This is a genomic window from Emticicia sp. BO119 (genome assembly GCF_013912375.1).
In the GTDB taxonomy this organism is placed as follows: Bacteria; Bacteroidota; Bacteroidia; order Cytophagales; family Spirosomataceae; genus Emticicia.
Window position 1 is genome coordinate 859,384 of sequence record NZ_JACETV010000002.1, and the last position, 15,588, is coordinate 874,971.

At 38.7% G+C, this 15,588-nt stretch carries 12 protein-coding genes; 6 read left to right on the plus strand and 6 right to left on the minus strand.

The features are described 5' to 3' along the window. Positions 1–20: 20 nt before the first annotated feature. The 3 genes from H1R81_RS10465 to H1R81_RS10475 all read right to left on the minus strand — a co-directional run bounded on the left by H1R81_RS10465 (position 21) and on the right by H1R81_RS10475 (position 3,075). Positions 21–1,571, minus strand: coding sequence for an Rne/Rng family ribonuclease (locus H1R81_RS10465; RefSeq protein WP_181840656.1), 1,551 nt, complete (start codon positions 1,569–1,571; stop codon positions 21–23). 320 nt (positions 1,572–1,891) lie between these two features. After that, a complete protein-coding gene (locus H1R81_RS10470; RefSeq protein ID WP_181840657.1) occupies positions 1,892–2,719 on the minus strand; it encodes a lipopolysaccharide assembly protein LapB in 828 nt (275 codons plus the stop codon). Between the two features lie 71 nt (positions 2,720–2,790). Beyond that, positions 2,791–3,075 carry an HU family DNA-binding protein gene (locus tag H1R81_RS10475; RefSeq protein WP_181840658.1) on the minus strand — a complete coding sequence of 95 codons (285 nt, stop codon included), beginning with the start codon at positions 3,073–3,075 and terminating at the stop codon, positions 2,791–2,793. Positions 3,076–3,373: 298 nt separating this feature from the next. Here H1R81_RS10475 and mutY point away from each other — a divergent pair, with 298 nt between their 5' ends. After that, positions 3,374–4,441, plus strand: a complete 1,068-nt coding sequence (gene mutY, locus H1R81_RS10480) for an A/G-specific adenine glycosylase (RefSeq protein ID WP_181840659.1) — start codon at positions 3,374–3,376, stop codon at positions 4,439–4,441. Positions 4,442–4,545: 104 nt separating this feature from the next. Here mutY and H1R81_RS10485 read toward each other — a convergent pair whose 3' ends face one another. Together H1R81_RS10485 and H1R81_RS10490 are read right to left on the minus strand one after the other, a co-directional pair. Beyond that, positions 4,546–6,018: an APC family permease gene (locus tag H1R81_RS10485; RefSeq protein ID WP_181840660.1), complete on the minus strand. Its 1,473-nt coding sequence runs from the start codon at positions 6,016–6,018 to the stop codon at positions 4,546–4,548. A 28-nt stretch (positions 6,019–6,046) separates the two neighbouring features. Continuing rightward, positions 6,047–7,006, minus strand: a complete 960-nt coding sequence (locus H1R81_RS10490; protein ID WP_181840661.1) for a ketopantoate reductase family protein — start codon at positions 7,004–7,006, stop codon at positions 6,047–6,049. 128 nt (positions 7,007–7,134) lie between these two features. On the opposite strand from H1R81_RS10490, the gene H1R81_RS10495 reads away from it, so the two are divergent. Both H1R81_RS10495 and H1R81_RS10500 read left to right on the plus strand, forming a co-directional pair. Further along, entirely contained in the window at positions 7,135–8,577 is a 1,443-nt protein-coding gene (locus H1R81_RS10495) for a PLP-dependent aminotransferase family protein (protein WP_181840662.1), read from the plus strand. 242 nt (positions 8,578–8,819) lie between these two features. Next, on the plus strand, positions 8,820–9,290 hold the full coding sequence (locus H1R81_RS10500) for a single-stranded DNA-binding protein (RefSeq protein ID WP_181840663.1): 471 nt from the start codon (positions 8,820–8,822) through the stop codon (positions 9,288–9,290). A 63-nt stretch (positions 9,291–9,353) separates the two neighbouring features. Here the strand turns inward: H1R81_RS10500 and uvrB are convergent, their stop codons facing one another. Beyond that, on the minus strand, positions 9,354–11,378 hold the full coding sequence (gene uvrB, locus H1R81_RS10505) for an excinuclease ABC subunit UvrB (protein ID WP_181840664.1): 2,025 nt from the start codon (positions 11,376–11,378) through the stop codon (positions 9,354–9,356). Positions 11,379–11,460: 82 nt separating this feature from the next. On the opposite strand from uvrB, the gene H1R81_RS10510 reads away from it, so the two are divergent. The 3 genes from H1R81_RS10510 to H1R81_RS10520 all read left to right on the plus strand — a co-directional run bounded on the left by H1R81_RS10510 (position 11,461) and on the right by H1R81_RS10520 (position 15,565). After that, positions 11,461–12,948, plus strand: a complete 1,488-nt coding sequence (locus H1R81_RS10510; protein WP_181840665.1) for a sorbosone dehydrogenase family protein — start codon at positions 11,461–11,463, stop codon at positions 12,946–12,948. A gap of 63 nt (positions 12,949–13,011) precedes the next feature. Then, complete coding sequence (locus H1R81_RS10515; protein WP_181840666.1) at positions 13,012–13,629, plus strand: inorganic pyrophosphatase; 618 nt, start codon at positions 13,012–13,014, stop codon at positions 13,627–13,629. Positions 13,630–13,831: 202 nt separating this feature from the next. Continuing rightward, on the plus strand, positions 13,832–15,565 hold the full coding sequence (locus H1R81_RS10520; protein WP_181840667.1) for a pseudouridine synthase: 1,734 nt from the start codon (positions 13,832–13,834) through the stop codon (positions 15,563–15,565). Positions 15,566–15,588 lie beyond the last annotated feature (23 nt).

The following is a 15,588-nucleotide window of genomic DNA, read 5'->3' on the forward strand; positions in this document are numbered from 1 at the left end:
AAATTATACGAAAGAGGTTACTATGTTATCTCAATTTCATCTCCATGTTTATTCAGGAAATGGAATTCGGTAATACCTATAGAAGAGTCTTTAATGAGTTTTACCCATGTACGATATTTAAAGAACCATTGCACTTGTTTAGAGATGATTCCTTCACGGTAATAAGCATACACAAATGGGTGAAGAATGATACTGATACCGCTCTCGTTTTGTTTCGAGAGGATATAGTCAAGGTTGTTTTCAATCAAATCGGTAATGACGATACTTGCCTGAATCGTTCCGGTACCGCCACAAGTAGGGCAGGTTTCTCGGGTTACGATATTCATTTCAGGGCGTACACGCTGGCGGGTTATCTGTAGTAATCCGAATTTAGAAATAGGCAGAATCGTATATTTAGACCTGTCGCCTTTCATTTCTTCTTTCATTGCTTCCTGAATCAAACGACGGTTCTCGTTTTTCTTCATATCAATGAAATCAATTACTATGATACCACCCATATCGCGCATTCTCAACTGGCGGGCAATTTCTTTGGCCGCTTCCAGGTTAACTGTCAGAGCAGTTGACTCCTGGTCACCCTCCTGCGTAGATTTATTGCCACTGTTGACATCAATCACATGGAGTGCCTCGGTATGCTCAATAATCAGATAACCACCACCTGATAAGCTAACCGAACGGCCAAAAAGCGATTTGATTTGTTTTTCTATACCATACTGTTCAAAAAGCTTGTTTTTGCCAGTATGAAGTTTCAGAATCTTTTCTTTTTCGGGGGCAATAGTATGAAGAAAGCTCTTGATTCCATCAAAATTTTCTTTCGAATCTACATAGATATTGTCGAAATCATCATTCAACATATCTCGCAGAATCGAAGAAGCTCTGTCCATTTCGCTGATGATACGGTCACGAGGTTTAGCATCACGCAGTGTTTTCATGCCCGATTCCCACTTTTCAACGCAAAATTCAATATCTCTTCTTAATTCATCCAAGTCTTTACCTTCTGCCACAGTTCGAACAATCACTCCAAAATTCTCAGGTTTAATGGAGGACACTAACTTGTGTAAACGCTGCCTCTCTTGTTTATTGGTGATTTTCTTAGAAATATTGACGGAGGTACCAAATGGAACCAACACGATATTACGCCCTGCAATAGAGATATCGCAAGAGAGACGAGGGCCTTTGGTAGAAATAGGTTCTTTAACTACCTGTACCAGAATTGGGGTATTCTTGGTGACAACGTCGTTTATTTTACCTAATTTGTCAATATCTTTTTCTAATTGAAAACCTTTTAAACGAAGGTTGACCGGACGTTTGGCGATAACGTCTTTAACGAACTTACTGAGAGAATTGTAAGAAATGATTTCGTTGTAGTGAAGAAATCCGTCTTTGTCGTAGCCTACGTCTACAAAGGCAGCATTATTGCCCTGTACGACTTTTTTGACTACACCCAAATAGATATCTCCGACGGAAAACTGATGCTCCGTCTCATCAAAGTGATACTCAATCAGCCTTTTGTCTTGTACGAGGGCTATTCTATCACCTTTCTGTGTGGTACTGATATATAATTCGTTGCTCAAACTTGAGGTAGAATCAAAAGTGTTAGATATTGTTTTGGCTAAATTGATGGTATATTAATAGCCATAAGTACAATAGGTCGGAACTTATGGCTATTATATGTTAAGAAAGATTATTTTTTCTTATGACGATTTTTTCTAAGACGTTTCTTTCTTTTGTGCGTTGACATCTTGTGTCTTTTTCTTTTCTTTCCGCAAGGCATATTTGTAAATGATTATAAACTCCTGAAGGAGTATTTAATAAAAAATTTTCTATATATTTCCCTTATAATAATAAGGGTAACCGTTGCACGGTGTTTTTATCGAACCGCAAAGATAATGAATTATTTTATACTCTCCAAAGTCTTGTTGAGTTCTTCTAATAAAGTCGGTTCTTTTACTTTTTGTTTCAGATCCTGCAATATTTTTTTTGCCTGTTCTTTTTCTCCTAATTCAAGCAAGCTGTAACCCAAACCAAATTGTGCATTTACATTACCGGGGTTGATTCTCAGTACTTGTCTGAAACGGTCGGCAGCCTTGGCATATTGATTTGATTGCATAGATAATACACCCATGTTCATGAGAGCAGGCTCAAAGTTTGGTTCTTCTTCCAATACCTGCCTCAGCATCATAATAGCCTGCATCGGAGAGTCGGTCTGTACGTAGGTCATGGCTAAGTTGGTCTTAGCTTGTAATTGTCTGGGGCTTTTTTCCAGTACTTTCTGATATGCCATACGGGTTTTTCCTGCCAGATACTCTACATTTTCAGGTTTTAAGGCTAATGTAAATGCCTGATAGTAGGCGTCTCCGGCTCTTAACCAATGATCGGTTGTAGGTTGTGCCAATGCAATTTTTTCTACATATACTGAGGCACTATCAAAGCGGTTTGCTTTGGCAAAGGCCTCTGCTATTTCATTAAATACTGCTATTTTGTCGGAAGTAGCCGCTAATTTTTGTTTTAAATCAGCTATTTGTTTTTCTTCTTCCGGCGAAAGCTTCGGGGCTTGCGTAGTTATATCAGGTTTTCCGTTATTGGTGGCAGAAGCTTTAGTATCAGCTACTTTATCCCGGTTGGCTTTAGCTTCGTTTTTTACAACTACTTTGGGGCGATAATAAAGAAAGCCCGTTAGGGCCACCGCTATTATGATAAGAATTAAAGAATGTCGTTTCATAGTAAGATTTTTGATCATGGATAGTACAAAACTATCCATGATCAGGAAATTTGCCCCGAGAGGCAATGAGATTATTTCACGTTTGCTTTTACTTGTTCCGTAAATTCTTTGGCCGGTTTAAAGCCCGGAACAGAGTGAGCAGGAACGGTTACCGTAGTTTTAGCAGAAATGTTACGAGCTTTTTTAGCAGCTCTTCTTTTGTTTACAAAACTTCCGAAACCTCTAACATAGACAGCATCGCCTTGCGATAATGTGTCTTTTACTGTGTCAAAAAATGCCTCAAGTGTAGATGATACACTTGCTTTGTCCACGCCAGTCTTGTCGGCAATAGCTGAAATTACTTCTGCTTTAGTCACGATCGTAACGTTTTTTTAAGAGTGATAATATTGATTTTTACCAAGATAAATATTGAATTGAAAAGGGCGTAAAAAACTAATTCAGAAGTTCTCAAGTTTTATTAATTCAACATACCCAAACTCTTTGGTTTTATTTTGGGTTTGCAAAGATATGGGTTTTAAAAACATTTTGCCAAAAAGATTTTAATATTTTTTTTCGTAATCGCTTAATAATTAATGAGTTATGCTTTTTATGATGGTAATATACTATTTTTGGGAAAGAAAAAATAACCGAATATCAAGAAAACCTGGATAAAAATTGGAAAGACAAACGTTTTCCGAAGTACTTCAAAACTGGTATCATCGGAATAAAAGAGATTTACCCTGGAGAAATACCAAAGATCCTTATAAAATCTGGTTGTCGGAAGTAATTCTTCAACAAACCCGTGTAGTTCAGGGTTTGCCCTATTACCTTAAATTTGTTGAAAAATATCCTGCTGTTATGGATTTAGCGAGCGCTGATGAGAAAGAGGTTTTGCGTCTGTGGCAGGGCTTAGGCTATTACTCGAGGGCAAGAAACATGCACAAGACTGCCAAAATTATTACCAGTGAGTTAAATGGGAAATTTCCTGAAACTTATGCCGGATTAGTAAAACTTAAGGGAATTGGGCCTTATACTGCTGCTGCCATTGCCTCTTTTGCTTTTGATGAAAAAGTGGCTGTTGTTGATGGTAACGTATATAGGGTATTGGCAAGAATATTTGGTTTAGAAACAGATATTGCCAGCCATGAAGCCAAAAAAATATTCGGCGATTTAGCTAATGAATTGATTTCAGATACAACACCCGGCACACATAATCAGGCAATGATGGAGTTTGGAGCAACTTATTGCACGCCTGCCAGTCCCGGCTGTATGTTTTGCATTTTTCATTATGATTGTGAAGCTAATGCCAAAGGTAAGCAGGCTGTTTTGCCTGTAAAATCGAAAAAGGTAAAAGTAAAAAGCCGGTATTTTGATTATTTTGTAATTGAACAATCGGGAAAACTGATGATGAGCCAACGAGGATCTAAAGATATTTGGGAGGGACTCTATGACTTTTACCTGGTAGAAAGCCAAGACAGTTTGCTAAAAATAGAAGCAACAGATAATGATTTTCTGCTGGATATTTTGCCTGTCTCTACCATTAAAAACACATCAGAAATCTACAAACATATATTGACTCACCAAAACATAGAAGTACGGTTCTGGCATATTATGATTAATGAAGGGCATGGCTTGCAAATACCGTTAGATTATGATTTTTATTCATGGCAAGAGGTAGATGATTTACCAAAGCCAATTCTAATTGAAAAATATCTGAAAAAGCACCATGGAGAGTTTCAATGAGAAAAATGAAGATCTAACTTCGTAGAGAATGGGCATTGCCCTTTCTCTACTTGTCCATATTTTGCATGTGTTTGACATCGACTTTTATTTTATAGCATCAAGTTTTAAGAGTTTTTCTTATTCAAATGACTATGCTTGGCACTGTAGGCAAAATAAATAATTATACCAATTATACTCCAAACCAGCAACCTCAACCAGGTTGCCTTATCCAGACTAAACATCAATATTATATTAAATATAATGCCTGATGAGGCTATCAATGTTAAATTCTTAAGCTTGAATGGCCTGTGTAAATCGGGTTGTTTTTTTCTCAGAACCAATACCGCAGCGCATATCATGGCAAAAGCAAATAATGTGCCTATACTTGTCATTTTTGAGGCTTTCTCGATAGGGGTAAGTGCTGCTACAACAGAAGCGGCTGACCCTACAAGTAGGGTACTTTTCCAGGGAGTTTTATAGGTAGGATGAATGGCAGCAAAGTATTTTTGGGGTAATAGCCCATCTTTAGCCATGTTCAGAAAAATTCTGGTTTGTGAAAGGAGCATCACCAGCATCACCGATATTAATCCGACTACTGCTGCAATAATAATAAGCCCCGATGCCCACCTAAGGCCAACCTCGTTAAAGGCTGAAGCAACAGGGGCACCCAAATCAAGATTTTTGTAGTTGACCATACCCGTTAGAACCAGCGAAACAAGTACATATAAGAGTGTGCAACAGATGAGTGAGACAATAATGGCAAAGGGAATGTCTTTAGTTGGATTGATGGCTTCCTGAGATTGGGTTGAAACTGCATCAAAACCTATAAAGGCAAAAAAAACAATACCCGCAGCAGTTAAGACACCCGAAATGCCGTAGTGAGATTCTCCGCTCTTATCAATTATTTTTTCAGGTATGTAAGGTTGCCAATTTGATTCTTTTATATAAAAAGCTCCAACAATGATGACAAATAAAACAGCAAGTACTTTGATGGTAACGATAAGATTATTGGTTTTAGCAGACTCTTTAATTCCTTTGATTAATATGTAGGTAACTACCCACAATATAAGCATAGCCGGAAGATTGATAGAGAATGCCGGGGCAATTATATCCTTTAAAATTGCCTCTTCTCTGGCACTTACGGGATCATTTAACAGCCAGACAGGTATATTATCAATATTAAATAAATGCAGTAATTTAATAAAATATTTAGACCAGCTAACTGCAACCGTAGTTGCACCCATCAGATATTCCAATATGAGATTCCAGCCTATAAACCATGCAAAGAATTCGCCGATTGTACCGTAAGAATAAGCATATGCAGAACCAGAAACGGGTAGAATACTGGCGAATTCGGCATAGCATAAGCCTGCAAACAAACATCCTATGCCTGCCAATATAAATGAAATAGTTAAGGCAGGACCCGCATAAAGATTAGAGGCTACTCCGGTGAGTACAAAAATGCCGCCGCCAATAACAGCTCCGATACCAATGGCTGTTAGTTCCCATTTGCCAAGTACTCTTTTCAGCTCACTATTTTGCAGGTCGTTCTTATAAGATTCAAGAGGTTTTTTTCTGAAATATTTTTTTAATGACATAAAAAGATGGTGTTGTTAGGGTGATATTTTAAATGGGAGAAAGTATCGATTCAGTCAGATTGTTTTTGCTTAAATCTGATTTTAGCTTGATTAACTCACCTGATAAACGAGTTTCTTTTACCAGATGTGCCTTGCCGATGGCTTCTGCCATTTTAGATACTGCAAAATTGAGCGTCTCTATTTCGGTGGTTCTTTTGTTGAGAATATCCTGATAGGAAGAAATAAGCTGACCATCAGAGAGTTTACTTATAGTGAGCAGACTCTCTAAAACTTCCTGTGAAGTCAATTCAATAGTATAAGCATTAGCCACCTGAGTGCATTCATCTACAATTCTTTTAGCAAGTGTTAATACATCAGAATTCCGGTAGAATATACCATTATCGGCCTCAATTAGTGGACAAACTGAATTGAAAACACAATTAATAATAGCTTTTTTCCAGATGACTTTTTGAATATTTTCTTCTGCTTTGAATGGGAATAGGTCAGTGTTCAGAAATTCTACAATCTCAGATAATTCTCTTGAATTTCCCTTTACAACCCCTATGGCGGACGGTGAAACAGGCTTGAAACTTATCTTATGATTGTCAATTACCTGACTGGTAGCAAAAAGTACACATCTGTAGATCAGCGGGAAAAGGTTTTTAATAAAGATGTCTTCAACGCCAAGACCATTCTGTAGAATAACTATCGGCGAATCTCCTGTTTTCTCTTTCAGGGAATCACATAGATACTTGTTTCCATATGATTTATTGGTCAGAATGACAATGCCGTTTAATTTCTCAAAATGATTTATGGAAGAAATTTTTATAGTAGCGCATAGCTCAATTCCGGTATTTAAAAGCAGACTTAGGTCTTTCTCAGTTTCTTGCGGTTCTGTAACTGTTGCTCTCAATAATACTACATTTCTGTCAGCAGATTTTAAAGCAATAGCCAGCGCTTTTCCGATAGCACCTGCACCCACTACATAAATATTTCTTTGATTTTTCATTTGTCTTTAAAAGGCATATTTTAATTATGCGATTGATGGCTGATTATATAATTTATTTGTGGGGCAAAATTCAGTAATAGAACTTTATAATAACAGATGCAGTTTTGTTATTTTTAACCATAGCAGTTATGAAGAATAAAGCGCCAGACAAATACTTTTTGTATGAGAGAATTGCTAAAAACATTGAGCAACAGATTTTAAAAGGAATCCTTAAAATAGGAGATAGGGTGCCTTCGCTACGTATTGTTTGCAGAGAATATGGTGTGAGCCAGAGTACAGCTTTACAGGCTTATTATTTATTGGAAAGCCAATCACTCATTGAAGCAAGACCCCAGTCAGGATATTTTGTTTGCAATTCTCCTAAAAAGATGCTTGATATACCCCCTGCAAGCAAACCATCAGATTATCTATTTGAAGGGACAATTGATAGTCTTGTGTCGCGGGTTTATGATAATATTGGTCTTAATGAAAAATATATTCCACTTTCTCTGGGAGTACCTGCAATGGAATTATTACCGACTGCCAAATTAAATAAGTGTCTTGTACAGGCTACAAGGCAAATGGAAGGGTGTGGTGTAAGCTTAGAACACCCACAAGGTAATGAAAAGCTTCGGAAGCAGATTGTCAGATGGGCTTTTGCTATGGAGGCCAATCTGAGCCAAGATAATATTATTACTACGAGTGGCTGCCTGAATGCTATTTCGTATTGCCTGATGGCATTGACAGAACCAGGTGATACGATTGTGCTTGAGAGCCCCATCTCTTTTGGCATGATACAGGTAGCGCAAAGTTTAAAGCTGAATATAATAGAACTCCCATGCCATACCGAAACAGGAATTGATCTTACTATGCTGGAAGAAACATTGCGTGGAACTTCAGTAAAACTCATTTTATTGATTAGTAATTTCAGTAATCCTGTTGGAAGTTGTATGCCTGATGAAAATAAGAAATTACTGGTAGAGTTGATTGAAAAGTATCATATACCTTTGATTGAAAACGATATTAATGCCGATGTTTACTTTGGGAGCCAGCGACCCAAATCGTGTAAAACATTTGATAAAAACGGGTTAGTGCTTTGGTGTGGCTCTGTTTCGAAGAGTCTGGCTCCGGGTTATAGAGTAGGGTGGGTTGAGCCTGGCCGATTTAAAGAGCAGGTATTGAAGAAAAAGCTCTATCATGGTATTTCAACGACAGGTATTACAGAAGAGGCTATAGCTATTTTTTTAGAAAACGGAAGATACGAGGCTCATTTACGAAAATTAAGAAATCAGGTTCATCTGAACTACCTGCATTATGTGAGGGCTATTAATGAGTTTTTCCCTGAAGGCACTAAAGCAAGCCGACCAGGAGGTGGGTTTGTTCTCTGGCTGGAACTCGACAAGAGAATAGATACTGTTGAGCTATATGAACGAGCTATTAATCGGAGAATAAGTATTGCTCCGGGTAAGATGTTTACTTTAAGAAACCAGTTCGGTAATTGTTTACGTCTGAATTTCGGACTTAACTGGGATGAACAGACTTCTGGAGCATTACGAATCCTTGGGCAACTGGCCAAAGATTTATTGCTTTAGAATTGAAGGATTGACCTGATAATCTGACAAAAAAGATAAAAAGTGTCTATACCCAAGTATTTGGCCTGAGCTTTTTTCTCTATTTTATTAAAAATAGAGAAACCCTTACATCTGCTTAAAAAAGTGCGATAAAAAGCCCCTGAAACACACGAAAAATTTAAAATATTTAATAAAATTTCAATAATTTCTTTGTAAATTTGATTAGTTATATAAAACGTCAATATTTCAAACTTTTTTAGAAAATGGCTGGTGTAAACAAAGTTATTTTATTAGGAAGACTGGGGCAAGACCCCGAAGTCCGCACACTTCCGAGTGGTGGTAAAGTGGTAAACTTTAGCATTGCTACCTCAGAAAACTATACAAACAAAAACGGAGAAAGAGTAGAGCAAACAGAATGGCATAGAGTTGAGTTATGGGATAACCTCGCAAATGTTGCAGAGCAATATCTGAAGAAAGGCGACATGGCTTATGTTGAAGGGAAAATCCGTACTGAGAAATGGACTGACCAGAATGGGCAAGAAAGATATACGCAGAAAATCAGGGGTACTGCTATGCAATTGGTAGGTGGTAGAGGTAATGCAGTAGAAGAAAATGAGACGACCTCTTCTTATGGCAGCAATAGCGGTGGCGGATATGCGCCTAAGCCGGCCCCCATACCAACCCCTCCGCCAATTGAAATGGCCGGAAACGGAGGCGATGATTTACCGTTTTAAATGAAATAGCATATCGGTATAATACGTAGGGGTTCAGAATTCTGAACCCCTACATCATTTATATCAATTTGCCCTTTCAATCTTTTCTTTCAATTGAAGCATTTCATCTCTGAATCGGGCTGCTTCGAGGAAGTCAAGCTCTTTGGCGGCACGTTCCATCTTTCTCTGAGTTTCTTCCAGTAGTTTCTGTAACTGACTTTTGTTCATATAGCCTACTACCGGGTCGGCCGCTACATTCACTTCCTGTGGTTCAAGATAATAACTCTTTGTGCTTGGTCTGCTATCAGCAATAGAGGTTTGTTCCATAATTGCTTCTTTGCTCTTGAATACCGTTTTAGGTACAATTCCATTAGCTTCATTATAAGCCATTTGAATAGCTCTCCTACGATTCGTTTCTTCAATTGCCTTAGCCATTGATCCTGTTATGGTATCTGCATACATCAATACTTTGCCGTTTTCGTTACGCGCAGCACGACCAATGGTTTGAATCAAAGAGCGTATGTCTCGCAGGAAGCCTTCCTTATCGGCATCCATAATTGCTACCAATGATACCTCTGGTAAGTCAAGCCCTTCTCTCAACAAGTTAACACCGACCAAAACGTCAAATACGCCTAACCTTAATTCCCGCAGGATTTCGACACGTTCAAAAGTTTTAACTTCTGAATGAATATACCGGCCTTTAATACCGACTTTATCCAGAAATTTGCTTAGTTCTTCGGCCATTCGTTTTGTAAGCGTAGTAACCAGTACCCGTTCTTTACGCTCTACCCGTATATGAATTTCTTCCAGTAAATCATCAATCTGATTGATGCTTGGTCTTACTTCAATTTCAGGGTCAAGTAACCCAGTGGGGCGGATAATCTGTTCTACAACTACACCCTCTGCTCTTCTGATTTCGTAATCGGCAGGGGTAGCGCTTACAAAAATAGTCTGTCCCACTAAATCTTCAAATTCCTGGAACTTCAATGGGCGATTATCCATCGCGGAGGGTAACCGGAATCCATACTCGACCAAAGACTCTTTACGTGAACGGTCGCCACCCCACATGGCTCTGATCTGTGGCATAGAAGCATGGCTTTCATCAACCACCATTAAAAAATCCTGTGGAAAGTAATCTAATAAACAGAAGGGACGTTGTCCGGGTAAACGTCTGTCGAAGTACCTTGAATAGTTTTCAATACCTGAGCAATAGCCCAATTCACGCATCATTTCCAAATCGAACTCTGTACGTTCCTGTATGCGTTGAGCTTCCATCACCCGGCCATCAGATTCAAAATATTTGATTTGTTTTACCAATTCATCCTGTATCTCATGAATAGCCGTTTGCATCACATCTCGTCCGGTTACGAATAAGTTGGCAGGGAAAATAGCAATCTGCTTTTCTGAAGATAATTTTTTTCCATTATTCGGGTCAATTCTTTGAATTTCTTCTATTTCATCGCCAAAAAAAATGAAACGGTAGGCAAAATCGGCATAACTTGGGTATAAATCAACAGTATCACCTTTTACTCTGAAATTTCCGCGAGTAAATTCAGCTTCAGTACGTGAATATAAAATCTCAACTAATTTATAAAGGAACTGATTACGGCTGAAATTTTGTCCAACTTTTACCTGAATAATACTTTGTTGCATTTCATGAGGGTTTCCGGCACCATAAATACAGGAAACCGAAGCAACCACAATGACATCCCGACGACCTGATAACAAAGAAGAAACGGTTGAAAGCCTTAGTTTATCAATCTCTTCATTAATCAAAAGGTCTTTCTCAATATAGGTATTGGTGGTAGCAATGTAGGCTTCAGGCTGGTAGTAGTCATAATAACTGATAAAATATTCTACAGCATTTTCGGGAAAGAACTGCTTGAACTCTCCATACAATTGGGCAGCTAAAGTTTTGTTATGGCTTAGTATCAGAACAGGGCGGTCGAGTTGTGCGATAACATTGGCAACTGTAAAGGTTTTGCCCGAACCTGTAACACCCAATAAAACCTGGGTTTCTTCTCCATTTTTAATTCCCTCTACCAGTTTCTCAATAGCTTGTGGTTGGTCGCCGGTAGGTTTATAAGTAGAAGTGAGTTTGTATTGCATATGTGAGAATCATTGTAATAGGCCTATCAAACAAAACAAAAGTTTCGTAGTTATAGTTTCGTATTTTCTAATAAAAACCGCCATGAAAAACCTCTCCATCCTACTTTTTTTAAGTACAAATTTTGCGTTTGGTCAGTACAACACTTTTTACTTGTCTCCGGCCAATTCTGTGATAAGTACAGGGCAAAGTGTTAATCTGACAGCCTCTGGTTGTACTGGTACTGTCAGCTGGTCAACAGGCCAGACTGGTATCAGTATTACGGTTTCTCCGGTGGTTTCGACCAAGATTTCGGCCACCTGTAGTACAAGTGGTCAATCAACCAATGAAGTGATTGTTGAAGTAAGGTCTTGTGAAGAAAATGTTGATGTAAATAGTGGTATAGCAACCGGCACGTATGTTTTTGAGGCAAACAATAAGATAGCGGGTATCAGTTTTATTAATGCCGGAGCAAATGTACATTTTAAAGCAGGGAAACAGGTGTCGTTGAGCACAGGTTTTGAGGCAAAGCCGGGAAGTGTGTTTAAGGCAACCATCGGGGCATGTACGGATACTTTGTATTTACAAACCCGCCGTGTAGCGGATAAGCTTAATTTACCCTGGGAGATTTTGTGGGGGCCGGATGATTTTATCTGGATGACTGAGAAATCCGGGAAAATCAGTCGGGTAAATCCACAAACAGGACAGATTACTTCTGTATTCAGCATTGCAGAAGTTTTGAACAATGGAGAGGGAGGCTTGTTAGGCATGGTGTTACATCCTGATTTTATTAATTCTCCTTATGTGTACTTGGTGTATAATTATGGTGTTTCTGCACCTTTAGAGAAAATAGTCAGGTTTACTTATGATGGTACTACTTTGATAAATCCACAAACTTTATTAGATAATATTGTGGGTGCGAGTATTCATAATGGTAGTCGATTGGTAATTACGCCGGATTTAAAATTATTTATTACCACCGGAGATGCGAATAATACAAGCCTGCCGCAGGATACTACAAAAGTAAACGGTAAAATTCTGAGAATAAATCTTGATGGAAGTATTCCTGCCGATAACCCCTATGTTGGTAGTGCTGTGTGGAGTATTGGTCATAGAAATCCGCAGGGAATGGTATATGCCAATGATAAACTCTATACGTCGATGCATGGCCCATTGATTGAAGATGAAATAAATCTGATTCAGAAGAAAGGTAATTATGGCTGGCCAAGCGTAAATGGGCCTTGTGATAGTGGTTCTGAACCTGCTTTTTGCAGTGCTAATAATGTGATTGAGCCGATTTTCTCTTCGGGTGGTTCTACATGGGCATTCTGTGGTTTAGATTATTATAACAACAGTTCGTACCCAGCCTGGCAAAATAATCTGTTGATGGTTTCTTTAAAGAACCAGACTTTTTATGCTTTTCAATTGAGTAATGATGGTAATAGCATTGTGGGGCAACCCACTTTGTATTATACGAATCAGTTTGGCCGCCTGCGCGACATCGCAGTTTCGCCTGATGGTAAGGTTTATATATGCACCAGCAATGGCAGTAATAATGACCAACTGATAGAAATAAAGCCTATGGCAAATTAGGATTCGATAAAAACCCTGTGTAAGTATGCCGGAATTGTATTTATTTTGCCAAAAAAAAAATTTATGAAGCCAGTTTACAAAGCACACCCGTGGCATGGTATTCCGATTGGAGAAAAAGCCCCCGAGACAGTTACGACATTTATTGAGATTGTACCATCAGATACCATTAAATATGAAATAGACAAAGAGTCGGGTTATTTGAAAATAGATCGTCCGCAAAAATATTCTAATATTATTCCGTCTTTGTACGGCTTTATTCCACAGACTTATTGTGGCGAAGAAGTAGCTAAACTGGCGCGTGAGCGTGGTTCTGATAAAGTAACAGAGGGCGACGGAGACCCGTTGGATATTTGTGTATTATCAAGCCATAATATTCCTCATGGTGATATTTTATTGCAGGCTATTCCGATTGGCGGTTTGTGTTTATTAGATAAAGGCGAGGCCGATGATAAAATCATTGCCGTATTGGTAGCTGACCCGATATATCAGAAATTTCAGGACATCAGCGAATTACCAGAAGCTATTCTGGCCAGATTAAAGCATTATTTCCTGACTTACAAGAGCTTGCCGGACGAAAAAAATGCTATTGAAATCTCGAATGTGTATGGCAGAGAAGGGGCACATGAAGTAATCAGAAAATCAATGATGGATTACCGTGATTTGATTTTTAGGCCTATTTGAGCTAAAGTCAGATTTATATAAAGAGGCGAGGTATAGTTCTTAAGAGAGCTATGCCTCGTTTTGTATTTTAAAATACCTATAAAACACCAATAGTATTGTATGCCTACATTGAATTGACAGATAAGTAATAGGATTACCATTTTATTATTGTACCTTTGCAGCTTGATAATCAATATATTACAGCAGTGATGCTGCAAACTCAATGAAGAATACAGACAGACCTCAAAGACCGAGGAAAGACACGAAAGATAAATCTTTCTCTCCAGGAGCAGAAAAGCGCTCAGACAAAAAAAGCTTCTCAGATGAAAAACGCCCTTACGGCGAGAAGAAATCTCCTTCAGTTGCCAGACCCAAAGGCAATTTTCCTAAAAAAGATGGTTTTGAAAGAAGTTTCTCCGAACCTCGTTTCGGTGAAAAAAGACCTTTTGGTGCTAAAAAACCATTTACTAATGAGCCATCAGAAAGCCCGTTTGAGAAGAAAGCAGAGAGAGGTTCAGATAGTAAACGTCCTTACGGAGAAAAGAAATCATTTTCAAATGACCGCCCATTCTCAAAAAGAGAAGAAGGTGGTTTTGATAAAAAACGTCCTTACGGAGAAAAGAAATCTTTTTCTGGCGATAGCCCAAGTCGTTCATTTGAGAAAAGAGATGGTGGAAGTTTTGAAAAACGCGCATACGGTGATAAAAAACCATTTAGTAATGACCGCTCAGACCGTCCATTCTCAAAAAGAGAAGGCGGCGGCCTTGATAAAAAACGTTCTTATGGTGATAAGAAACCATTTTCAAGCGACCGTCCGGAACGTTCATTCGAGAAAGGAGAAGGAGGTAGTTTTGAAAAACGTTCTTATGGTGATAAGAAACCGTTTTCAAGTGACCGCCCGGAACGTTCATTCGAGAAAAGAGAAGGAGGTAGTTTTGAAAAACGTTCTTATGGTGATAAGAAACCGTTTTCAAGTGACAGCCCGGCCCGTTCATTTGAGAAAAGAGACAGTAGAAGTTTTGAGAAACGTCCTTATGGTGATAAGAAAACTTTTTCTAATGACCGTTCAGATCGTCCGTTCGATAAAAGAGAAGAAAGAGGCTCTGGGAGAGGTGGGAAGGTAGAAAGAAAAGAGAATCAGGCAAGTACCTCTAAAACAACAGCCCCGACTTATAACCTTGATAAAATGAAAAGCTCTTTGCCTGCAAGAGTGCAACGAAAAGTTGCGCAGGAAGAAAAAGAGTCAGATGGCCTGATAAGACTGAACCGTTATATTTCTAATGCAGGTATTGCTTCGCGCCGTGATGCCGATGAACTGATAGCATCAGGGCAGATTACAGTAAATGGTAAGGAAATCACAGAAATGGGCTACAAAGTAAAGCCTAATGATGTGGTGAAATATGGCAAGAAGATATTGAACCGTGAGAAACTGGTTTATCTTTTGTTGAATAAGCCAAAAGATTTTATTACGACTACCGAAGACCCGAACGAGCGCAAAACCGTAATGGATTTAGTGGCGAATGCCTGTGAAGAAAGAGTCTATCCGGTGGGACGTTTGGATAGGAATACTACAGGTTTATTACTATTAACCAACGATGGGGAATTGGCCGAAAAGTTGTCTCACCCGTCTAATGAAATAAAAAAGATTTATCAGGTAGAATTGGACAAACCTATTACGGACGAACATTTTGAGGCGATCAAAAACGGAGTTGAATTGGAAGATGGCTTGATTAAAGCAGATGATCTGGGTTTGGTAACACCTGATGCTGAAGTAGTAGGAATAGAGATTCATAGTGGGAAAAACCGCATTGTTCGCAGGATTTTCGAGCATTTTGGCTATGAAGTTCTGAAACTTGACCGAACAACCTATGCAGGTTTGAATAAGAAAGACCTGCCACGTGGTAAATGGAGATTCCTGACAGAGAAAGAGGTGATCAGATTAAAATATATGATTTAAGATAGATTTTAAAAATGCCGGAA